The following is a 21,317-nucleotide window of genomic DNA, read 5'->3' on the forward strand; positions in this document are numbered from 1 at the left end:
CAGCGGATGCGTACTTTACGGATTCGCTGCCGTCTTGGCAAGGGCTATTGGGAAATAAATTGAAATAAAAAAAGCGGCAGGTGTTGTTCTAAGAACAAACCTGCCGCAAACCACCGATCAGTCCCCTGACCAGAGAGTGCTCAGTTAAGCCTACAGATGAATCTGCTTTTGCAGAATAACCGCTCCTGTTGAGCTAAATCTCAAAAGCTTAAATCTCAAAGCCCAAGCCAAAATCTTCGCTCGACATCGCCATAAGGCTTCCCGCACCCGCTTGAATCATCTGAGCATGTGCTTTAGTACGCGGCAGCAGGCGCTGGTAATAAAAACGAGCAGTATTCAACTTGGCCGCATAAAACGCCTTAGCGCCACCCTCTAATTCCACCAACGACTGCTTAGCTGCGCGGGCAAAAAGGTACGCCAAGGTGACATAGCCGGAGTACATGAGGTAGTCGACGCTAGCCGCCCCCACTTCTTCACGGTCTTGCATGGCTTTCATACCCACGCCCATCGTTAGCTCGCCCCACTCAGCATTCAGTTTCGCTAGCGGCTCAACAAACTCTTTTAGAGCAGGGTTATCAGCTTCCGACTTACAGAACTTATGGATCTCTTTGGTGAATACTTTTAGCGATTCACCCTGGCTCATCAACACCTTTCGGCCAAGCAGGTCTAACGCCTGAATGCCGGTAGTACCTTCATAGAGACGGGTAATACGCGCATCACGCACCAGCTGTTCCATCCCCCACTCTTTAATGAAGCCGTGCCCACCAAAAATCTGCACGCCTTCATTGGTGCACTCAAAACCAACTTCAGTGAGAAACGCTTTCACGATAGGCGTTAATAGACCAAGCAGAGTTTCAGCCTGCTCCCTCTCTTCGCCGGGCTTACCGTGCTCAACGATATCTAGCATTTGAGCGGTGTATAGCACCAGCATGCGGCCACCCTCGGCAAACGCCTTCTGGGTTAGCAGCATACGGCGCACATCCGGATGAACAATAATCGGGTCTGCTGCTTTCTCAGGCGCTTGAGCACCAGAAAGGGCACGCATTTGTAACCGGTCACGAGCGTAACTGAGCGAGTTTTGGAAACTGGCTTCAATTAAGCCTAAGCCTTGAATGCCCACCCCAAGGCGTGCAGCATTCATCATAGTGAACATGCACGCCAAGCCCTTGTTAGGCGCTCCAACTAAATAGCCCGTCGCACCATCAAAGTTCATCACACAAGTCGCATTACCGTGGATGCCCATTTTGTGCTCGAGCGAGCCACAGGAAACACCATTACGATCGCCGGGATTGCCTTGAGCATCTGGCATAAACTTAGGCACAACAAATAGAGAAATACCCTTCGAGCCCTCAGGAGCGCCAGGCAGTTTGGCTAATACGAGGTGCACAATGTTTTCTGCCAGATTATGGTCGCCAGCAGAAATAAAGATCTTAGTACCCGTAATGGAGTAGGCACCACTTTCATTAGGCACCGCACGCGTCTTAATTAACCCGAGGTCAGTACCACAGTGGGGCTCGGTGAGACACATAGTGCCCGTCCAAACGCCTTCAACCAGCTTGGTAAGGTAGGTTTCCTTTTGCTCATCAGTACCATGGTGCCGAAGTGCATCGGCAGCACCATGGGAAAGCCCTGGATACATACCCCACGCTAAGTTAGTTGCGCAGATCATTTCAGACAGCATCATCGCCAATGATGGCGGAAGACCTTGGCCGCCCTGTTCAGGATCTGCTGCTAGGCTTGGCCAGCCACCTTCAACATATTGCTGATACGCTTCTTTAAAACCTTGCGGCGCTTTAACTTCGCCACCTTCTAACAAGCACCCCTCTTCATCGCCACTTTGATTGAGCGGAAGCAGCACATCACGGGCAAAGCGCGCGCCCTCTTCAAGAATCGCATTCACGACGTCTGGAGACGCTTCATCACCACAGGGTAGCGCTGCATAGTGGCTGGGATAGTCAAACATTTCGTCCATAACGAAACGCATATCACGTAAGGGGGCTTGATAGCTGGGCATGTCACTTCTCCTAAGCAGGGGGCTGAAAGCGGCTTACATTTTTAGTACGGCTTAGATTTCAAAAAAGCCGCTTTCAAACACATGTTTGAAAACTAGCGCGCAGCCGCACCATAGTCAAGCGGTCGTTTGAATATAACACCCAAAACCGCTACAACTTTGGTCGACTAACCGGTAAAAAATTGATCTATAAACAAAAAAACTGCCAGCAAAAGTGCTGGCAGGTTATCAGACGCTACTAATTTTCCAGCCTATTTACTGCATTCGAATGCCGCCATCCAGCCGAATCACTTCACCATTCAACATTGGGTTAGTAATAATCTGCTCGGCCAACTGAGCAAACTCATCTGGCTTACCCAACCGCTTGGGGAAAGGCACCGCAGCGGCTAAGGCTTGAGCCGCTTCGTCAGGAATCTCACTCATCATGGGCGTTTCAAAAACGCCAGGCGCAATCGCCATAACGCGAATAGCATGACGCGATAGCTCTCTAGCAGCAGGCAAACTCATTCCCACAACACCGGCTTTCGAAGCACTGTAAGCACACTGCCCCACTTGCCCATCGAATGCCGCGATAGAAGCCGTATTAATAATTACGCCCCGCTCACCGCTCTCATTGGGCGTATTTTTGGCCATGGCGGCTGCCGCCAAACGCATCACATTAAACGTACCCACTAAATTAATGTTGATCGTTTTTGCATAGCTTTCCAGGTCTGCGGGATTGCCATTACGGTCAACCAGTTTGGCCACGCTGACGACGCCAGCACAGTGAATAACACCCGAAAGGCCGCTGTCACCTGCCAGCGCAATCGCTTCGTCAATCGCCTGCTGCATTTGCTCGGCAGAGGTGATATCAGCTATGCAGGCCACTGCACGATCACCTAAGCGCTTAGCATGCTCCAACACGCTATTATTCATGTCACACAATACAACGCTTCCACCAGCCGCTATTAGGCGCTCTGCTGTTGCCGCACCTAGCCCTGAAGCAGCACCAGTAATTAAAAACGTACAATCCTTCACCTGCATTTCAACTTTCCTTTGATTATTTGTCGTTGCGTGCTTGCTCAGTCGCTTGGGCACGAAGTTTGAAGCGCTGAATCTTGCCGCTAGGCGTTTTGGGCAGCTCATCGACGAATTCGATAACCCTGGGGAACGCATGAGTAGAAAGACGCTCACGCACTTGCTGGCGGATCTCATCAGCAAGCCCCTCACTAGCCTCATACCCATCACGCAGCACGATATAAGATTTAATGACCTCGCCACGAATCTCGTCTGGCTGGCCAACCGCTGCCGATTCGGCAACCGCAGGGTGAGTCATGACACTGTTTTCAACATCCGTAGGGCCAACCCGGTAGCCTGCGGTGGTAATAATGTCGTCATCGCGTCCGGCAAATTGAAACGAGCCGTCTTCATTGCGGATAACGACATCGCCAGTTAGGTAGTAACCGTTCACAAAGGGGTCTTTTTCTTGCCAGGTATACCCTTGGAAGAAGTGGGCGGGTGAGTTTTTGATATCAACTGCAAGCACACCCGGTTCACCGGGCGGCAGTTCGTTATACTCGGCGTCCAAGATAGCCAAGCGGTAGCCCGGCATTGGCACACCCATCGCTCCCACATGTTTAGGGTGATCAAGGGAGTGATGATTATTACAGGTCATGCCGGTTTCTGTTTGACCATAGTGATCCATGACCGGACAACCTAACGATTTCTCCACCCAGGTCACTACTTCTGTGTTTAGAGGCTCGCCTGCAGAGCTTGCCGCGCGAAGCTCTAAGGTTTGGTGGGCGTCATCGAACAGTCCTGACGCTTTCATTAAGCGGTATGCCGTGGGCGCCGCGGCGAAGTTAGTAATATGGTGGCGCTTCATGAAAGCCAAGGCACCTTCTGCACTGAAACCTGCCTCGCAGAAGTGCGTGGTAACACCGAGCAGCAGCGGCCCAGTAATCGCGTAATAAAGCCCATATGCCCAACCCGGGTCAGCCATATTCCAAAAGCGATCATCGTCGCGAAGATCGACTGCCAGTTCCATATAGAGAGCAAACGCGGTCATACCGGAAAGCGGCACAGCCACTCCCTTTGGCTTGCCTACCGTGCCCGACGTAAACATCTGAAGAAAAGGTTTTTCAGGGGCAAGACGAGGTGGCTTTTCGCTCATTGACGTATGCGTCAACGCAGCCTGCCATTTATGATCATTAGGATGCTCGCTAGTGGCCCCGCCTACTGCCAAAACAGGCGGACACTGGCTTAGCCCATCAAACTTAAAGCGATTAGCATGATCGGTAATAACCAGCTTGGTGTCAGCGCGCCCCAGGCGATAATCCACCGCATCAGGACCAAACGCAGTAAATAACGGCTGATAAACCGCACCAATTCGCCAGGTGGCAAGAACCGCCACTAACAGCGCTGCTGAGCGCGGCAGCATGCAGGCAATACGGTCCCCTTCACCAAGCCCTTGGGCCTTAAACCAGCCAGCAAGTTTACCACTCTGCTCGTCTAGTTCTGCATACGTCAGCGTATGGGTTTGTCCATTGATATCTTCCTGCACGAGCGCAAGCACATCACCTCGCCCCTGGCGTACATGACGACCGCAGCATGCCTCAAAGGCATTAAGGCAACCATCCTGATGGTCATCCAGCCTGGCAATCATGGTGTCAACCGTAAAGCCTTCCAGGAAGGTGGAATATGTGGGTAGTGACGCTGATGTTGCTGTCATGATGGCTCTCTTATGTTGTTAGTCGTGAGCAGTTGTACGCAAACAGACAGGCCAGGTTTCGATCTTACACTTTATTATTGTCCGTTTACGTTAACGGAAACCTTGCAATTAAACTAACGCTAAAAGCATTTGCGCGGGAGCGCAAGCAATCAGCGTCGTAAACGGATTAGACGTTGGTCGAGAGGGGTGTTAACGGGCCATAATCATCGCGACCAGTTCATCGGCTAGATCATCGGGGGTGCGCGGCCCACTCGGGTCGTACCAGCGTACCGTCCAATTCAGCGCACCCAATATAAACCGCGATACAAGAAAGCGGTCACCGTGAATAAGCTCTGCTGCCAGCGCATCATCGATAACCTCTACCCATAGTGCTTCGTAAGCATCCCGCAGGTGGCTTAAATGGGCACTCGCATCTGGATCTAACCGTCGCCATTCAAATAACGCGACCACATGGGCATTGCGATCAGCGAAAAGCGTCTCTAAGTGCGCTCGGGCCATAGCATGCAGACGCGCCTCAGGATCATTGTCGCACTCTTGAAGCGCTGCTTTAGCAATGCTAAGAGCATTCTGGGTACCCTCCTCTATTACCGCAGCTAAGATTTCCTGCTTATCTTTGAAGTGATGGAACAAGCTGCCAGACTTGATACCCATTTCTTGCGCCAGCATACGCACCGTGGTGCGATCAAAGCCTTCTTGGACGAATAGCTGAGCCGCTAAACGTGTCAATTCCTTGCGGCGAGGGGAAGCATTCATTACATTCATGTCATTTACACTAGCGCTTGCTTGGTTACTTAGGAGAAGACCACAGCCCCGCCAACGGGTCAACGCATCACTAAGCTTACAGCAAGATAATCACAAGAAATCCGACAGGAGACGCACAAATGAGTAATGCCACCGAGGTTGTATTTTTATCTGCCACCCGCACGCCAATGGGCGGCATGATGGGTAGTCTTTCCAGCATGACGGCTCCCGAACTCGCGGCCGTTGCAATCCGCGCTGCCATAGAGCGAGCGGGTATCGAAGCATCCGTTATTGAAGAAGGCATCATGGGCTGTGTACTACCCGCTGGCGTAAAACAAGGGCCAGCCCGCCAGGCCATGCGTCAGGCTGGCATTCCCGATGCCAATGGGGCTACTACGATCAATAAACTGTGTGGTTCTGGCATGAAAGCCACCATGCTAGCCCACGATTTGATCAAAGCCGGGACGGGGGAAGTGCTGCTCGCTGGCGGCATGGAATCGATGTCTAATGCCCCACACGTACTCACTAAAGCGCGTGGTGGTTATCGTCTAGGTCATGGCGAGCTAAAGGACCACATGTTCCTTGACGGTTTAGAAGATGCCGAAACCGGCAAATTGATGGGCGTTTTCGCTCAGGATGTTGCCTCAGAGCGTGGCTACACGCGCGAGCGTCTGGATGACTTTGCCATTGCATCCTTAGAGCGCGCTATGGACGCTACCAATAACGGCCACTTAGCGGCAGAAATGGCACCGGTAACAGTCACCAGCCGCCAAGGTGAAACGCTGGTCGAGCATGATGAACAGCCTTTCCAAGCGAAGCTAGATAAAATTCGCCAGCTGCGCCCGGCGTTTGCCAAAGACGGTACTATTACTGCTGCCAATGCTAGCTCAATTTCCGACGGTGCATCCGCACTTATTTTGGCCAGCCATGAAGCCGCTAAGCGCCATGGTGTAAAGCCACTAGCGAAAATGCTTGGCCATACCACCCACTCCCGCCATCCAAGCGAATTCACCATTGCGCCAGTCGGTGCCATTGAAAAGCTGATGAAAAAGCTTGGCTGGGGCGTTAACGACGTTGATCTGTTTGAGATTAACGAAGCGTTCGCTGTCGTTACGTTAATGGCGATGGATGACTTGGGGCTACCCCACGAGAAAGTCAACGTGTTTGGCGGCGCTTGTGCCCAAGGGCACCCAATTGGCTCAACAGGTTCACGCGTCATTGCGACGCTTATTCACGCCCTACGCACCAAAGGCGGCAAACGTGGTATTGCCAGCCTGTGCATTGGTGGTGGCGAAGCCACCGCTGTGGCCGTTGAGCTAATCGACTAATATAATCAACCCTCCCGCGCCTTGCCATACTGATCATGCCAAGGCGCGTTTATCCTCCCTATCGCCATACTTTTCTGAAGTGGCCAATGTCTGCCAGTCCAATGACTTGAGCGCCTCTATAGCTTCACTGATATCATCATGATTATTGCTAAGCTGATCCTCAGCCATGCGAAATTGACCAGCATATTCACGCATTTTCAGAGCTTCTTGAGTTAGTCCTTCAGCACTTTGTGCCGCGTGATTGACCAGCTTCAGCGTATCTTGGGTTGTCATATCAATTTGCGTGACCGCCCTGTTCACTTCCTCAATACCACGACGCTGCTCTTCCGACGCGCTGGCTATCCTTGCCATCAACTGCTCTACCTGAGTGGCCGACTGCATAATATCGCGCGTATGCTCACCCGCTTGCTGAGATAACTCACTCCCCTCCTCAACACTCTGGCGAGATGCTTCAATACGCGACCGAATCTCATGTGCCGCATCAGCACTGCGCGTTGCTAACGCCCGTACTTCGCTGGCCACCACCGCAAAGCCACGCCCGTGCTCACCCGCACGCGCTGCCTCAACAGAAGCATTCAAAGCCAGAATATTCGTTTGGAAGGCAATACTTTCAATCATGGAAATAATGCTTTGTATTTCTTCGGAGTGCTTGTTAATGGACTGCATAGTCGCTATGAACTGAGCAATTACCTGATCACCTTGCTGCGCTTTATGAGCGACACCCGTCGTCGCTTGACTCACATGCGCCGCACTTTCTGCATTCTGATTTACGGTTGCGGTTAACTGCTTAAGGCTTGCCGCCATTTGTACGAGCGCGGCTACTTGCGAGTCAGTTTGCCCCGCCAATTGTTGGCTTTGAGCTGCCATGACTTGGCTATCGGTATAAACCTGTTGGCTACTGTTGTTAAGATGGTTCACCGTCGACGTTAGCGAATGCTGCATGTTTGCCAATTCGCTAAACAACAGACCAATTTCATTAGCGGCATGGGCGTCGACTGGCGTTGATAAATCGCCCTTGGCGATGCGTTTAAAGTGCTGCGTTATTACACGCAAAGGCTGCAAAACATTGTTACGCACGCCCCATACCACTAACGCGATGACCAGCATTGCCACAACAACAACGCCAAGCACTCCCCAAAATAGTAGCGACGATACTTTTTGAAAGCGATCAAGCAGCCCAGCACCACGGGCGACCGAGTAAGCGTAGAAGGCTTCCGCAGCAGTCACAAACTGCTGACTACTCTCATCCACGCGAGATTCGCCAGATAGGAAGCCTCGAACATCGCGCTCTTCCAGCATCATCATTTGCAAACTTAAATTATTATTAACCAATGAGTGGAAATCATTCGCCAACTGATCCACAAGCTCAAGCCGCTCATCCTCAGCAAAACTTGAGTGGAAAGCGTTAAAGCGGGCTGACGCCGTACTCAACAAGCTCCCCGCTTCCTCTAACAAAGGTTCTGGACGCTCAAAAGAGGGAGTACGAATTAGCTCAGCAGCTCGGTTCATTTGTATACGAGCACGCAGCAGCTGGGTATAGGCCCCGTTAAGCTCACGTATCTGATTCATATCTCGTTGCTGCAGCGACGTAAACGCCTCACGGCCAAAGTGATTGGCAAATAACCCCAACCCACCAATCGCCAATATGAGACAGGTGAAGGTCACTAACACCAGCGCCCAGCTCGCTTTAACGCTTAAACTATTCACCATACGCATAAATTCTTTCAACCACGTGGCTGATCATGAGCATGCAGGGACAGCCATAGCTGCAGACGCCGACGAATCTCCAGTAGCGCTTGCTCGTATGCATCTAATTTACTAATTAGCCTTGGATCACGAATATCCCAGAAAAGTACTTCTCTGGCGCGCCCTTGCCAGTCTCTGCAAACCTGTTGCGCCTTATCGCAAAGTACAATGACAAAGTCGAAGTAGTCGTCCTCAAACTCATCCAGTGACTTACTACGCAACCCTTCCGTAGAAAGGCCCTGTTTATGCAGTGCCTCTAACGTTAACGCATGGGGTTCATCTGGCTCGGAACCTGCGCTAAAAGCATCAAAGCGATCACTTGCCATCTGGCGAAGCAGCGCCTCTCCCATCAAAGACCGTGCAGAATTGGCATTACAAAGGAATAGCACGCGACGCTTTGGCATAAATAAATGGCCTCTTGATGAGTGTGATTTCAGCAATTTACGCCTTCAAGATGACGTCATTATTGCAGCCTGCTAGTTACCGGTACAAATATACGAAAAAACATATATCATAACGTCAATAACCACTTCTTCGACATAAAAGGGGTACCGCCAATGGCATTGCTTGACGATTTACCCAATGTAGACAGCAGTCTGTTTGAAGCTCCCAATCATGAAACGTTGAGGCTTCCCTCGAGAGACCAGCCTGCACCCAAAATCCTGCTGCTTTACGGTTCACTGCGGGAACGTTCATTCAGCCGCTTAGCCGTTGAAGAAGCCGCTCGGCTACTCAATGCAATGGGGGCAAGTACAAAGATTTTTGATCCGCGCGGCTTACCCCTGCCGGATGCGGAAGATGCGAGCCACCCTAAAGTGGATGAGCTGCGTACACTGGTACAGTGGGCCGATGGCATGGTGTGGTGCTCACCTGAACGCCACGGTGCAATGACTGGCATTATGAAAGCACAAATTGACTGGATTCCTCTTGCCTTAGGCGGCGTTCGCCCCACCCAGGGCAAAACGCTTGCAGTAATGCAGGTGTGCGGTGGCTCCCAGTCGTTTAACACGGTAAATCAGCTGCGTATTTTAGGGCGCTGGATGCGCATGGTGACGATTCCAAACCAGTCATCGGTACCTAAGGCTTTTATGGAGTTTGATGACAACGGTCGCATGAAGCCTTCTCCATTTTATGACCGCATTGTTGATGTTATGGAAGAACTGGTGAAGTTTACGCTGCTGGTTCGTGAACGCAGCGATCTGCTAACCGACCGTTACTCTGAACGCAAAGAAAGCGCTGAAGAAGTCTCCAAACGCGTCAGTCAACGTGCTATTTAATCAGGGAGTGGCGTTATGACGACCCAGAGCAATTCATCACCCACCAGTGCCGATATGGGGCTGTTTGAACGCTACCTTTCCGTATGGGTAGCAATTGCCATTGTTACCGGGATTGCACTTGGGCAGTTCGCCCCTGCCGTGCCAGAGGTGTTATCACGGTTTGAGTATGCCCAGGTCTCCATTCCGATTGCCGTATTAATCTGGGCGATGATTTTCCCCATGATGGCGCAGATTGATTTCAGTGCTATTGCAGGAGTGCGCCGCCAGCCAAAGGGCCTAACCATTACCACCACGGTCAATTGGCTGATTAAACCCTTCACAATGTTCGCCTTGGCCTGGCTGTTTTTCATGGTGATTTTTCAGCCATTTATTGCTGAGGAACTGGCCAGTCAATATCTAGCGGGCGCCATATTATTGGGGGTAGCCCCCTGCACCGCGATGGTATTTGTATGGAGCTACCTGACTCGAGGTGATGCGGCTTACACGCTGGTTCAAGTAGCTTTGAATGACTTGATTATGCTGTTTGCCTTTGCGCCGCTTGTGGTGCTGTTACTAGGAATCTCAAATATCCAAGTGCCCTGGGACACGGTTATTTTGTCGGTGGTGCTGTACATCGTCATTCCGCTTACCGCTGGCTATATCACCCGTAAAACGCTGATCGCCAAGCGCGGCACCGAGTGGTACGACAACGTGTTTATGAAGCGCGTTGGCCCAATCACGCCCATCGGGTTAATCATTACGCTAGTGCTTCTATTCGCTTTCCAAGGCGACGTTATTCTGAATAATCCGCTGCATATCGTATTAATCGCCATTCCGCTGATTATCCAAACATTTTTGATCTTCTTTATCGCTTATGGCTGGGCCAAAGCGTGGCGTGTGCCACACAACATCGCTGCCCCAGGCGCAATGATCGGCGCCAGCAACTTTTTTGAACTGGCGGTCGCTGCTGCCATTGCACTGTTTGGCTTACAATCCGGCGCCGCGCTAGCCACAGTAGTGGGTGTTTTAGTTGAAGTGCCGCTTATGCTCGTACTGGTACGCATTGCCAACAACACGCGTCAGCATTTTCCTGAAAACGCATAACAAAGAGATACTCGGATGGCACATTACTTAGTTTTTCTCGGTTCAACTCGAACCTCTACGCCGCCCGCCCCTGCTCGTTTAGGCGAGCGGGTATCCCAGGCGTGCAAACGCCTACTTAGCTCGCTACCCGATACAACGGCAGAGGTTATAGACCCGCTAACGTTAGACCTTAACGGCCCTTTTAAGCCACATTTTGCTTACGCAAAAACAGCGGTTCCCGATGATCTTGAAGCTCTTGCAGGCAAGATTGAACAAGCCGATGGCTACGTGATGGTCAGCCCCGAATATAACCACTCCATGAGCCCGGCGCTGAGCCATTTGCTGAATCATTTCGGTGCATCACTGTTTGCATTCAAACCCAGCGCTATCGTGACTTACTCCATGGGGCAATGGGGAGGCGTGCGTGCCGCCGTTAGCATGCGCGCATTTCTATCTGAGCTTGGCTGCCTGCCAGTGTCCGCCATGATCCATATACCTAAAGCGCAGGAAGCGCTGAACGATGACGGGGAGTTTGCCCAGGAGCAAGAACGCTGGGAAAACTATTTTGGGCGCGCGCTGGGGCAATTAACGTGGTGGGCAGAAGCGGCTAAGTCGCACAAAACCGAGCAAGACCCCACAACGCTATCACCTGCGTTTACTAAATCGCCAGCTCAGCGCAATGCACCTAAAACCGATCTTTCCACCTAACCAAGAGATAACTCACCATGTCAGTCACCATCTACCACAACCCTAACTGCGGTACTTCGCGCAATACGCTGGCAATGATCAAGGCGTCGGGCGAAGACCCCGAGGTAATTCACTACTTGGAAACACCTCCCAGCCGAGAGCACCTAGTAGCGCTACTCGCGATGATGAAGATATCACCACGAGAGCTGCTGCGCCAAAAGGACGCGCCTTTTGAAGAGCTCAAATTGAATGACTCTTCGCTAGACGATGATCAACTGATTGACGCCATGATAGCGCACCCGATTTTGATCAATCGTCCTATCGTTATTAGCCAAAAAGGCGCGCGCTTATGTCGCCCATCCGAACTAGTATTGGAACTGCTTGAGCAGCCCGTTTCACACTTTACCAAAGAGGATGGCGAAACCGTCTACTATCCCGCGAGCTAATACAGGAACCACATGCCAGAACAATAGTACGGGGTGAGCAATGAACCATGTCATTGATATCGACAGCAACGCCGTCGACTTCATCAAACAACAAGGCGGCGTTGTGACCGTCCGCCTCTCCCCACGGTACGGCTGCTGCGGAGGCCTCGCCAATCTTGCGGTAGCTGAAGCACACCATCCAGGAGATACCCAACACTATCAGCACCATATTCAAGATAGTGTTTCGATATATATTGACCCCGACCTTGCTAACCAAGGACTGCGCATTGGCGTTGAAGGTTGGTGGAAATTGCGCCACCTTTATGTGGATGGCGCAGCGTTATCAGCAGGCTAGAAACTGGCCTTTAAGCAGCTTGTCTAGGCAACGCCAGTGCCATCACGGAACTGGCTGTCACGAAGGCCGCCGATACCCAAAGACAGGCGCTCAATCCGTACGCCATATATAGCCAGCCTGACAGCAAGGTTCCTACCAAACGCCCCATGGCGTTGGCCATATAGTAAAAGCCGACATCCATCGAGACGCCATCAGCACGAGCGTAATGAACGATCAGGTAACTGTGCCAGCTGGAGTTAATCGCAAATAGCACACCAAACGCTAAAAGCCCGACCACCAGCCAACCCACCTGCGCCAGCGGTAACAACGCCAATAAAATCGCTAGTACTGCTAAAGCGGCTGCCCATCCTGAGGTTAGCGAGCGGGCATCCCCTTTAATCAACTGGGTCAGTTTAGGTGCCTGGGTTTGTACCCCACCGTAGCCAATAATCCATGCTGCCAGTAATCCCCCCACCGTCCAGTGACTCCAGCCGTGCTGATCGTATAGGAATACCGGCAATGCCACGACAAACCAGACATCCCTAGAAGCGAACAGGCAAAAGCGCGCCGCTGAAAGCACATTGATGGCACGGGACTTGGAAAAAATCTCCGAAAATTTGGGTTTTACTTTTTGGCGGCCTAAATCTGCTTTTAAGCGCCATAAAGAGACCATTAATACCGCGCTAAGCATCACCGCCATGGCAATCACCGCGCCTCGGAAACCAATCAGCGTCAGTAACAACCCGCCGATAAAAAAGCCTAGACCTTTCAATGCATTTTTAGAGCCGGTCAGCATCGCTACCCAGCGGTAGAGAGAGCTATTAGCGTTGGCACTCTCTTTAGGCACCAATACTTTGACCGCACTTTTAGCACTCATTTTGTTTAAGTCTTTAGCAATGCCAGACAGCGCCTGCGCCGCCATCACCCAAACAACCGTGAGCATCCCTGCGGGCACCATCAGCATAGCAAGCGCAACAATTTGCAGTCCCAGCCCCACATTCATCGTGCGATTCAAGCCTAACCGCGCACCCAGCCAGCCGCCGACCAAGTTGGTCACGACGCCAAACGCTTCATAGAACAGAAACAGCATGGCGATTTGCAGCGGCGAGTAACCTAGCTGGTGGAAATACATCACTACCAGCATGCGCAGCGCGCCGTCGGTAATGGTAAACGCCCAGTAGTTGCCAGTGATCAGCATGTATTGGCGCACCTCAAAAGGTAGCGCCTTTACGCGCGCGAACACCTTTAGCGACGACGAATCAGCCACGGTCCTTCTGCTCACTCACGACCCGCTCTTTAGCTGCCTTCTCACCAGCTACCATTAGCGCCAACTCGGCCGTGCGGTTGGCATAGCCCCACTCGTTGTCATACCAGGCGTAAAGCTTAAGCTGGGTGCCGTTGACCACCATGGTAGAAAGCGCATCAATAATGGAGCTACGCGGATCAGTGCGATAATCAATCGATACCAGCGGGCGCTCTTCATACCCCAAAATACCGGCGAGTCCTCCCTCCGCGGCCGCTTTCAGCGCTTGATTGACCTCTTCCACCGTGACCTCACGCTCAAGCTCAAACACCATGTCGGTGAGCGATGCATTGGCCAGCGGTACACGAATGGCATGACCATTCAGCTTGCCTTCCAGTTCTGGAAAGATGGCTGTGATTGCTTTTGCAGAGCCCGTTGTCGTTGGAATCAAACTCATACCACAGGCACGAGCACGACGTAGGTCTTTGTGCGGCGCATCTAGAATTGTTTGGGTGTTGGTAATGTCGTGTACCGTCGTCATCGAACCATGGCGAATACCAAAGGTTTCCTGAATCACTTTAACTACCGGGGCTAAGCAGTTTGTGGTACAGCTAGCGGCCGTTACGATCCGGTGCTGAGCAGGGTCATAAAGATGATCGTTGACACCTACCACCACGTTCAGCACGCCCTCTTCTTTAATCGGTGCACTCACCACTACGCGCGTAACGCCTTGATCAAGGTACGCCTGGAGCTTGGTGGTTTCTTTCATTTTACCCGAGCACTCGATGACCACGTCACAGGCAGACCAGTCACTGTCGGCAATCGCTTTATTGGCGCTAAACGCAACCGTTTTACCATCTAAAACAATCGCATCGTCATAAGCTGCAATCCCTTCACCTGGAGACCAGTGGCCATGCACCGAATCAAACTCAAGCAGGTGGGCAAACGTTGCTGAATCACCGCCTGGGTCGTTAATACGCACAAGCTCTACTGCACCAGCTTCAACCTCAGCCCATAAGCTGCGCAGTGCCAATCGGCCAATACGACCAAACCCGTTAATACCGATACGTAATGTCATGGGGCCTCCTATTTAGATAAACGTATGCATGAACGTCTAAATAAATGAATAGTGCAAAAATTCGCAATGCAAATATACGAAAAAACATATATGAAAAAATAAAAAAATGCCTGCAGGTTAGCTTGGGGCTAGCCTACAGGCAGTCTTAGTTAACCGTAACGACCGGAGATATAGTCTTCGGTTTTTTTCTGTGCCGGGGTTGAGAACATCACTTTGGTATCGTTGTACTCGATGATTTCCCCCAGGTGGAAAAATGCCGTGTAGTCGGCTACCCGTGCGGCCTGCTGCATATTATGCGTCACGGTAATAATGGTGAACTGCTCTTTCAGCTTATCCATCAAATCTTCGATGGTTGCGGTCGAGATCGGGTCAAGCGCCGAAGTCGGTTCATCCATTAAAATCACATCTGGCTGTACTGCAATCGCTCGGGCAATACACAAACGCTGTTGTTGACCACCAGAGAGAGAGGTACCTGGCTCATGCAGCTTGTCTTTCACCTCGTTCCACAGCCCGGCGTCGCGTAGCGCCTTTTCAACCAACTCTTCCTGCTCGGCTTTACGACTGACCAAATCGTGCATGCGTGGTGCGTAAGCGATATTTTCAAAGATCGACTTAGGAAACGGATTAGGCTTTTGGAATACCATGCCCACCCGGCGACGCAGCGCCACTTCATCCATTTTAGGCGCATTAACATCTAGCCCATCCATCTCAACCAAGCCTTCGACTCGTACGCTAGGAATCAAGTCGTTCATGCGGTTCAAGCAGCGTAAAAACGTCGACTTACCACACCCCGAAGGGCCAATCAGTGCCGTCACATTTTTCTGAAATAGATCAATATTCAGATTATTCAACGCTTGGTTTTTGCCATACCACAGATTCAAATCGCGAACCCGGAAGCTCAGGTCGTGGCACGCAGCGTCGTTTCGCGTGTAGGGTTGCCCAGCCGCAGGGACTTGCTGGCCATTCATTACAGGTGCTTGGCTATTCATTACGGGTGCTTGGCTATTCATAATCATGTCCTCTATCGCGCTGGCCTACCAGCGACGCTCAAATTTCTTACGTAACACAACGGCAAAGGCGTTGAGTGAGATGAGTATGGTGAGTAGCACCAAAATACCGCCGGCGGTTTTTTCTACAAACGCCTGCTCTGGCTCACCTGACCAGGTAAATATTTGAGCTGGCATGACGGTGGCTGCTTCGGTAAATGAAGCACCCACATCGGGGATAAAAGCCACCATACCCACGATAATCAACGGTGCTGTTTCACCCATCGCTTGCGCCAAGCCAATAATAGAGCCGGTCATAATACCTGGCATAGCTAACGGTAAAACGTGATCCCGCACCACTTGCCAGCGCGAACATCCCACCCCAAAGCCAGCATGGCGGATGGATTCCGGCACGCTACGCAGTGCAGTACGTGTTGAGATAATAATAACGGGGAGCGTCATCAGCGCCAGAGTCATACCACCCGCTAACGGCGACGAACGCGGCACCCCAAAGAAGTTAATAAAGATCGCAAGACCCAGCAGACCAAACAGAATCGAGGGAATCGCAGCAAGGTTGTTGATATTAATCTCAATGAGCTGAGTAAAGCGGTTGTCTGGAGCAAACTCCTCCAGATAAATCGCCGTCATAACGCCGATAGGGAACGAGATAGCCAGGGTGACGATCATTGTCATCACGGTACCGACAACGGCCGAGAGGATACCTGCATTCTCGGCAATTTTTGAATCACCCGAACCAAAAAAGGTGCTATTGAAGCGAAGATCTACCTGACCCGCTTCAACCAGGGCATCAATAGCCGCCTGTTCTTCTTCACTTAAACGATGCCGGTGACCTTTCAGATACTGATCCACCCCACTGGTCGATAGCACCCACTGGGTTTCGCTGGTACCAATCATGTCAGGATTATTGCGAAGTTCCATCGGGATCACGCGCACTACCGTGCGGCTGATAATGGGCAGCAGCTCTTCATCAAACGCCTTCCGCCCATCGGTTTCGGCTTCTTCGGTATAGTTGATCTCGACTTGTATATACGCTTGCTGAAAAGCAGGCAGACCTTTAGTCAGCATGTCTGCAAAAAACAGCACCAGGAACAAGCCTGCCAGCCCTAACGACCCCATGGTTATCCATTTGAGGCGGGTAGACTTCCGGTGGCGCTTTTTAAGCTGCTGGCTGATTTCGTCAAAAGTATGGCTCATCGAAACAATTCCTCGACGTTACAGGTTATTCACGCGATATTTTTCGCGGAAACGACGGATCATCAGAACCGACACCAAATTAAGCACAAGCGTAACAACGAACAGCACGAGCCCTAACGCGAAAGCCGATAGCGTTTCAGCACTTGCAAACTCTTGGTCGCCAGTTAATGCTGCCACAATGCGCACGGTGACCGTGGTCATATCTTCCAGCGGGTTGGCGGTTAAGTTGGGACGCATACCTGCGGCCATCACCACAATCATGGTTTCACCCATCGCACGCGACATACCTAAGAGCGCAGCAGAGATAATCCCTGGCATTGCAGCGGGCACCACCACATCACGAATGGTCTCCCCTTTGGTCATGCCCAGTGCCAACGACCCTTGGCGCATGCTATCTGGCACCGAGTTGATCACGTCATCAGACAGCGATGAGATAAACGGTATGATCATAATGCCCATCACAATGCCAGGCGCCAGCGCATTGTTATAAGAAGCATCGAGCCCAAAAAAACCAGCGATATTAACGATAATCGGCGCTACGGTGATGGCGGCAAAAAAGCCGTAAACCACGGTAGGAATACCCGCCAAAACCTCTAACACCGGCTTGGCAACGGTGCGCACTTTACTTGGCGCAAATTCGGACATGTAAATTGCTGAGAGCAAACCGACAGGCACCGCCACCAGCATGGCGATAGCAGTAATCATAAAGGTACCAGCGAATAGCGGTACCGAGCCAAACTCAGCACCGCCACCATCGCCACGACCCGCTGCAGCTAAAAAGCTTGCCCCCGGGTTCCAGGTGGTGCCGGTAATAAATTCCCAGAAGCTGTGCATTTGAAAAAAGCGCAGCGCCTCGGAAATGATCGAGAACAAAATACCAAAGGTAGTGAAAATCGAAATTAATGCTGCTCCAGCCAAGACTTTACCGATTACCGATTCTATGGCTTGACGGGCATGAAAATTGGGCTTCACTTGGTTAAGGCTCACCATTAGCCCTATGGCTGCCACTACCAAACTCGCCGCAAATAAATAGAGCGTGGGGATATTTGCCCCCATTAATAGCAGCGCAAATGCTCCTAGCGCACTAACAAGTACCGCAGGCCCGGCGGTAGAGAGCACGGTAAACCAGGCGTATTGATCTGGCTGAGCAAACATAGCCGTGCCCGCGCTACGGAACCGAGTGGCTTTTGAACGGCCAGCAAAAAAAGCCAGCAGCCCCAGCAGCAATAGTGCAGCACAAAAAATCAGTAGAAGCTGGTTGGTCTGCATCGCATCTCTCTCACGTCGTCACCGGTTAAGAAACCTATCAACAATAATGGGCCGACAGCTTACGCTGCCGGCCACTTTTACACCTGACCTACCAACTTACTTAAGAACGTCTGCTGTCATTGTCGTGCGGTCAGCGACACTTTGGCGCCACTCTTCACGCTCAGCTTCTGGCAGAACGATCAAGCCGATATCGCGCAGATAGCCATCGCTGCCAATCATCATCTCGCTCATAAACATATCGACGTAGTCGTACATCGGCGATACTTCTTCAGCATGCTGGTTCTTCACGTAGAACCACAGTGAGCGTGCTACCGGGTACTCACCTGAACTGATCGCGTCAGCTTCAGGCTCAACGCCATCAATGCTGGCGGCGCTGATCGTGTCAGAATTCTCTTCAAGGAAAGAGTAGCCGAAGATACCAAAGGCACCGGTGTCTTCTGAAAGGCGCTGAACGATCAGGTTGTCGTTTTCACCGGCATCGATGTAAACACCGTCAGAACGAATATCGGTGTAGGCTTCATCGCCGTAAACATCCATGCCCTCAGATGCAGATTCCATTACCAGCTCTTCAAATGCATCGCGGGTACCAGAAGTCGTGGGCGGTCCATAAATGGAGATTTCGCGGTCTGGCAGCGAAGCGTCGATCTCGCTCCAGTTGGTGTAGGGGTTTTCAACCAATTCGCCATCAACCGGCACCATGGCAGCTACCGCCATGAAGATCTGCTCACGGGTCAAAGCAACGTCACCATTTTCGCTTGATTGACCCAATACGATGCCGTCAGAACCGATTTTAGCTTCGGTGATGTCGGTAACGCCGTTCTCTTCACAACGCTCAAACTCGGAAACCTTCATGCGACGAGAAGCATTGGTGATATCGGGCGTGCCTTCGCCAATACCGTTACAGAACAGGCGCAAACCGCCGCCCGAACCTGTCGATTCAATAACAGGCGTCGGATTGCCGGTAGTCGCACCGAACTCTTCAGTAACGTAGCTGGCAAATGGATAAACGGTACTGGAACCTACGATGCGGATCTGGTCACGTGCCTGGGCAACACCGGCAACGCTCATTACGGCAGCCGCGATAACGGTGGTTTTTAGAATACGGTTCATGCGAAATACTCCTGTCGATGTAGGGTTCTGGCCTTCGCAAGACGTACTTTGCACCGTTTCGATGACAACTTTATGACACTCTAAGTCATCGGCATGATTTTTCAGTTAAGAGTGCTGCATTGCACAAGTGCTACATTAATAAGCCCAACGCGGCTAACGTACATAGCCCAAGCGAGACTCCCTGCAGCAACCGCCGATCCAATCGGTGGGCGATCACATCTGCCAGCGCATTCCCGATTAACACGGCAGGTAGAAACGTCAACGCCAATTTAAAATGCCAAGCGGACACCTGGCCCGCAAGCGCTAACGTCATAAGCGTTAGAAGAGATGTCAGAATAAAGAAAGCAGCCAAATTACCGCGCAGGCGATCGGGTGGAAAGCCGTGCATTAGCAGGACGATTGGAGGGCCACCGATGGCGGCCACCGTGCCAAAAACGCCTGACAGCACACCTGCCAGGAACAGCGTCACACGGTTGACGGGGGGATGAAAACGAAACAGCGTTACTATCACAGCAAACAACACGATAGCGGCGATCAGTTTTTCGAGCACCACCAACGGAGCAGTTAACAATAACCAAATGCCCAGCGCATTCCCTGGCAAGCGGCCAATCAAGGCAATGCCTATCGCATCCAGGCGTATTTCTTGCCAGTAGTGGCGCACCATCAGCAATGAAACAGTGAACCCAAACAACACGAGTACTACCGGCACCAAACGTGGTTCTAGCATCAACAGTAGTGGCGCCCCTACCACTGCCAAACCGAAACCTGTCGCACGCTGTACGAAAGCACCCAGCATTAATACGGCTGAACAGGCTAGCCACACGCCAAGTGGCATATCTATCCATGGCAACGAGTTATTCATTTAAATCAATCATCCGCACAAAGCATCAGTACGAATCTCCGTAGGCGGGCTTTCTTGTCAGCTTTCGGACGCCGATATTACCCAGCAACGCAGCCCCCAGCATAGTAAGCACCATCGGCCATAGGTGCTCTACTTGGAACAAGCCCACCAGCACCCCGGCAATTGCTCCACAGCTAAACTGGATGCCACCTAGCAGTGCAGTCGCCGTGGCACTGATATGCCCAAAATGATCCAATAACGCAGAAATCGCATTAGGCGTGATCAAACCAATCATGCCGGTAAACAGCATGACTAGAGGCACCACCACATACAGCGACGCCAAATTAAGCGCTGTCGCGATAACCAGTCCCAGTGCTGCAATTAACTGGATCGTTAACCCTAGTCGTAAGTTCTGTTGTGGTGAACGCTTACGCAGCAAATGAATATTGACGCGATTAGACAGCGCAATCACCAGAACATTGACGCCAAATACCATTGGGTAAACGCTAGGCGATAGTGAGAAGTAGTCTAAGTATAAAAATGGAGAGGCGGTTACAAAAGCAAACAGCCCAGCGAATGAAGCTGCGACAGCGCAAATGTAGCCCATCCCCTCTTTATGACGCAGCACACTGACATAGTTTCGTACGACTTGACGTGGCGAAGCCGCGGGCAAGTTAGTATCTCGTGTTTCGGGTAAACGAGTACCTAGCAGCCAAAGCAAAAACCCTGCATAAGCGGCTAAAAACACAAATATCAGCCACCATCCCGCAATGTGCAGCAAGAGGCTACCCACGGCAGGTGCCACCAACGGCGCCAGCATCATGATCATGGCCATCGTCGACATGACTTTGGCGGCTTCACGTCCGCTAAAACAGTCGCGCACAATCGCCGCAGAGTTAACCACGCAAGCGCCGCCACCTAATGCTTGAATGAATCGCCATACCAGTAAAGAGGGCAAGCTATCAACGGTGGTGATCATTAGGCTTGCGAGCATAAACACCACTAAGCCACTGAGCAAAACAGGCTTACGCCCCACCCTGTCTGACAGCGGCCCAAAGCACAGCTGACCGATTGCGAAGCCAAATAAAAACATACTGATTGAGAGTTCAGTATGATGAATACTCGCATTGATGTTTTCTGCCAGTACCCCAATGGCTGGTAAGTAAGCATCAATCGCAAACGGCGCAAGCGCTGTGTTGGCCGCCACCAACAGCGCCACCCGACGAGGATTAAGTTCCATAAACATCCTTGAAG

20 protein-coding genes are annotated in these 21,317 nt (G+C 51.6%); 6 read left to right on the forward strand and 14 right to left on the reverse strand.

Features of this window, described 5'->3' with window-relative positions:
• Positions 1-208 precede the first annotated feature (208 nt).
• The 4 genes from INT21_RS11525 to INT21_RS11540 all read right to left on the reverse strand — a co-directional run bounded on the left by INT21_RS11525 (position 209) and on the right by INT21_RS11540 (position 5,474).
• Positions 209-2,014 (reverse strand): acyl-CoA dehydrogenase C-terminal domain-containing protein, encoded by a 1,806-nt coding sequence (locus INT21_RS11525; protein ID WP_193085213.1) that lies wholly within the window; start codon positions 2,012-2,014, stop codon positions 209-211.
• A gap of 252 nt (positions 2,015-2,266) precedes the next feature.
• Positions 2,267-3,034 (reverse strand): SDR family NAD(P)-dependent oxidoreductase, encoded by a 768-nt coding sequence (locus INT21_RS11530; RefSeq protein WP_089037914.1) that lies wholly within the window; start codon positions 3,032-3,034, stop codon positions 2,267-2,269.
• A 16-nt stretch (positions 3,035-3,050) separates the two neighbouring features.
• Complete coding sequence (locus INT21_RS11535) at positions 3,051-4,721, reverse strand: AMP-binding protein (RefSeq protein WP_193068449.1); 1,671 nt, start codon at positions 4,719-4,721, stop codon at positions 3,051-3,053.
• A 189-nt stretch (positions 4,722-4,910) separates the two neighbouring features.
• Entirely contained in the window at positions 4,911-5,474 is a 564-nt protein-coding gene (locus INT21_RS11540; RefSeq protein WP_089037912.1) for a TetR/AcrR family transcriptional regulator, read from the reverse strand.
• Between the two features lie 128 nt (positions 5,475-5,602).
• Here INT21_RS11540 and INT21_RS11545 point away from each other — a divergent pair, with 128 nt between their 5' ends.
• A complete protein-coding gene (locus INT21_RS11545; RefSeq protein WP_089037911.1) occupies positions 5,603-6,790 on the forward strand; it encodes an acetyl-CoA C-acyltransferase in 1,188 nt (395 codons plus the stop codon).
• Between the two features lie 33 nt (positions 6,791-6,823).
• On the opposite strand, the gene INT21_RS11550 is transcribed toward INT21_RS11545, so the two are convergent.
• A complete protein-coding gene (locus INT21_RS11550; protein ID WP_226912758.1) occupies positions 6,824-8,500 on the reverse strand; it encodes a methyl-accepting chemotaxis protein in 1,677 nt (558 codons plus the stop codon).
• Between the two features lie 14 nt (positions 8,501-8,514).
• Positions 8,515-8,940: an arsenate reductase ArsC gene (locus INT21_RS11555; protein WP_193068451.1), complete on the reverse strand. Its 426-nt coding sequence runs from the start codon at positions 8,938-8,940 to the stop codon at positions 8,515-8,517.
• Positions 8,941-9,093: 153 nt separating this feature from the next.
• Between INT21_RS11555 and arsH the strand changes: the two genes are divergently transcribed.
• From arsH to INT21_RS11580, 5 genes are read left to right on the forward strand one after another with little or no spacing between them, the layout of a single operon-like run.
• Positions 9,094-9,813, forward strand: a complete 720-nt coding sequence (gene arsH / locus INT21_RS11560) for an arsenical resistance protein ArsH (RefSeq protein WP_193068452.1) — start codon at positions 9,094-9,096, stop codon at positions 9,811-9,813.
• 15 nt (positions 9,814-9,828) lie between these two features.
• Complete coding sequence (gene arsB / locus INT21_RS11565; protein WP_226912759.1) at positions 9,829-10,896, forward strand: ACR3 family arsenite efflux transporter; 1,068 nt, start codon at positions 9,829-9,831, stop codon at positions 10,894-10,896.
• A gap of 15 nt (positions 10,897-10,911) precedes the next feature.
• Positions 10,912-11,583 carry an NADPH-dependent FMN reductase gene (locus INT21_RS11570; protein ID WP_193068453.1) on the forward strand — a complete coding sequence of 224 codons (672 nt, stop codon included), beginning with the start codon at positions 10,912-10,914 and terminating at the stop codon, positions 11,581-11,583.
• 17 nt (positions 11,584-11,600) lie between these two features.
• Positions 11,601-12,008: an arsenate reductase (glutaredoxin) gene (gene arsC / locus INT21_RS11575; RefSeq protein WP_193068454.1), complete on the forward strand. Its 408-nt coding sequence runs from the start codon at positions 11,601-11,603 to the stop codon at positions 12,006-12,008.
• Between the two features lie 40 nt (positions 12,009-12,048).
• A complete protein-coding gene (locus tag INT21_RS11580) occupies positions 12,049-12,342 on the forward strand; it encodes a CC/Se motif family (seleno)protein (RefSeq protein ID WP_193068455.1) in 294 nt (97 codons plus the stop codon).
• Positions 12,343-12,352: 10 nt separating this feature from the next.
• Here INT21_RS11580 and arsJ read toward each other — a convergent pair whose 3' ends face one another.
• The 8 genes from arsJ to INT21_RS11620 all read right to left on the reverse strand — a co-directional run bounded on the left by arsJ (position 12,353) and on the right by INT21_RS11620 (position 21,303).
• Positions 12,353-13,519, reverse strand: a complete 1,167-nt coding sequence (gene arsJ, locus INT21_RS11585) for an organoarsenical effux MFS transporter ArsJ (protein WP_226912761.1) — start codon at positions 13,517-13,519, stop codon at positions 12,353-12,355.
• A gap of 61 nt (positions 13,520-13,580) precedes the next feature.
• Complete coding sequence (locus INT21_RS11590) at positions 13,581-14,642, reverse strand: ArsJ-associated glyceraldehyde-3-phosphate dehydrogenase (protein WP_193068457.1); 1,062 nt, start codon at positions 14,640-14,642, stop codon at positions 13,581-13,583.
• A 149-nt stretch (positions 14,643-14,791) separates the two neighbouring features.
• Positions 14,792-15,631 carry a phosphate ABC transporter ATP-binding protein PstB gene (gene pstB / locus INT21_RS11595; RefSeq protein ID WP_193068470.1) on the reverse strand — a complete coding sequence of 280 codons (840 nt, stop codon included), beginning with the start codon at positions 15,629-15,631 and terminating at the stop codon, positions 14,792-14,794.
• Between the two features lie 45 nt (positions 15,632-15,676).
• Positions 15,677-16,843 carry a phosphate ABC transporter permease PstA gene (gene pstA / locus INT21_RS11600; RefSeq protein WP_089037903.1) on the reverse strand — a complete coding sequence of 389 codons (1,167 nt, stop codon included), beginning with the start codon at positions 16,841-16,843 and terminating at the stop codon, positions 15,677-15,679.
• Positions 16,844-16,861: 18 nt separating this feature from the next.
• Complete coding sequence (pstC, locus tag INT21_RS11605; RefSeq protein ID WP_193068458.1) at positions 16,862-18,112, reverse strand: phosphate ABC transporter permease subunit PstC; 1,251 nt, start codon at positions 18,110-18,112, stop codon at positions 16,862-16,864.
• Between the two features lie 96 nt (positions 18,113-18,208).
• On the reverse strand, positions 18,209-19,222 hold the full coding sequence (locus INT21_RS11610; protein WP_193068459.1) for a substrate-binding domain-containing protein: 1,014 nt from the start codon (positions 19,220-19,222) through the stop codon (positions 18,209-18,211).
• 130 nt (positions 19,223-19,352) lie between these two features.
• Positions 19,353-20,084, reverse strand: a complete 732-nt coding sequence (locus INT21_RS11615; protein WP_193068460.1) for a sulfite exporter TauE/SafE family protein — start codon at positions 20,082-20,084, stop codon at positions 19,353-19,355.
• Positions 20,085-20,109: 25 nt separating this feature from the next.
• Positions 20,110-21,303, reverse strand: a complete 1,194-nt coding sequence (locus INT21_RS11620; RefSeq protein ID WP_193085214.1) for a Bcr/CflA family multidrug efflux MFS transporter — start codon at positions 21,301-21,303, stop codon at positions 20,110-20,112.
• Positions 21,304-21,317 lie beyond the last annotated feature (14 nt).

The organism is Halomonas sp. 3F2F (genome assembly GCF_014897805.1).
Lineage (GTDB): Bacteria > Pseudomonadota > Gammaproteobacteria > Pseudomonadales > Halomonadaceae > Vreelandella.

Coding starts and splice junctions, on each gene's coding strand:
- pstC (WP_193068458.1), bottom strand. CDS start 18,112: ATGCAGACCAACCAGCTTCTACTGATTTTTTGTGCTGCACTATTGCTG.
- INT21_RS11540 (WP_089037912.1), bottom strand. CDS start 5,474: ATGAATGCTTCCCCTCGCCGCAAGGAATTGACACGTTTAGCGGCTCAG.
- arsC (WP_193068454.1), top strand. CDS start 11,601: ATGTCAGTCACCATCTACCACAACCCTAACTGCGGTACTTCGCGCAAT.
- arsJ (WP_226912761.1), bottom strand. CDS start 13,519: ATGCTGATCACTGGCAACTACTGGGCGTTTACCATTACCGACGGCGCG.
- INT21_RS11570 (WP_193068453.1), top strand. CDS start 10,912: ATGGCACATTACTTAGTTTTTCTCGGTTCAACTCGAACCTCTACGCCG.
- INT21_RS11590 (WP_193068457.1), bottom strand. CDS start 14,642: ATGACATTACGTATCGGTATTAACGGGTTTGGTCGTATTGGCCGATTG.
- INT21_RS11620 (WP_193085214.1), bottom strand. CDS start 21,303: ATGGAACTTAATCCTCGTCGGGTGGCGCTGTTGGTGGCGGCCAACACA.
- INT21_RS11550 (WP_226912758.1), bottom strand. CDS start 8,500: ATGGTGAATAGTTTAAGCGTTAAAGCGAGCTGGGCGCTGGTGTTAGTG.
- pstA (WP_089037903.1), bottom strand. CDS start 16,843: ATGAGCCATACTTTTGACGAAATCAGCCAGCAGCTTAAAAAGCGCCAC.
- INT21_RS11530 (WP_089037914.1), bottom strand. CDS start 3,034: ATGCAGGTGAAGGATTGTACGTTTTTAATTACTGGTGCTGCTTCAGGG.
- INT21_RS11555 (WP_193068451.1), bottom strand. CDS start 8,940: ATGCCAAAGCGTCGCGTGCTATTCCTTTGTAATGCCAATTCTGCACGG.
- INT21_RS11615 (WP_193068460.1), bottom strand. CDS start 20,084: ATGAATAACTCGTTGCCATGGATAGATATGCCACTTGGCGTGTGGCTA.
- arsB (WP_226912759.1), top strand. CDS start 9,829: ATGACGACCCAGAGCAATTCATCACCCACCAGTGCCGATATGGGGCTG.
- pstB (WP_193068470.1), bottom strand. CDS start 15,631: ATGAATAGCCAAGCACCTGTAATGAATGGCCAGCAAGTCCCTGCGGCT.
- INT21_RS11580 (WP_193068455.1), top strand. CDS start 12,049: ATGAACCATGTCATTGATATCGACAGCAACGCCGTCGACTTCATCAAA.
- INT21_RS11525 (WP_193085213.1), bottom strand. CDS start 2,014: ATGCCCAGCTATCAAGCCCCCTTACGTGATATGCGTTTCGTTATGGAC.
- INT21_RS11535 (WP_193068449.1), bottom strand. CDS start 4,721: ATGACAGCAACATCAGCGTCACTACCCACATATTCCACCTTCCTGGAA.
- INT21_RS11610 (WP_193068459.1), bottom strand. CDS start 19,222: ATGAACCGTATTCTAAAAACCACCGTTATCGCGGCTGCCGTAATGAGC.
- INT21_RS11545 (WP_089037911.1), top strand. CDS start 5,603: ATGAGTAATGCCACCGAGGTTGTATTTTTATCTGCCACCCGCACGCCA.
- arsH (WP_193068452.1), top strand. CDS start 9,094: ATGGCATTGCTTGACGATTTACCCAATGTAGACAGCAGTCTGTTTGAA.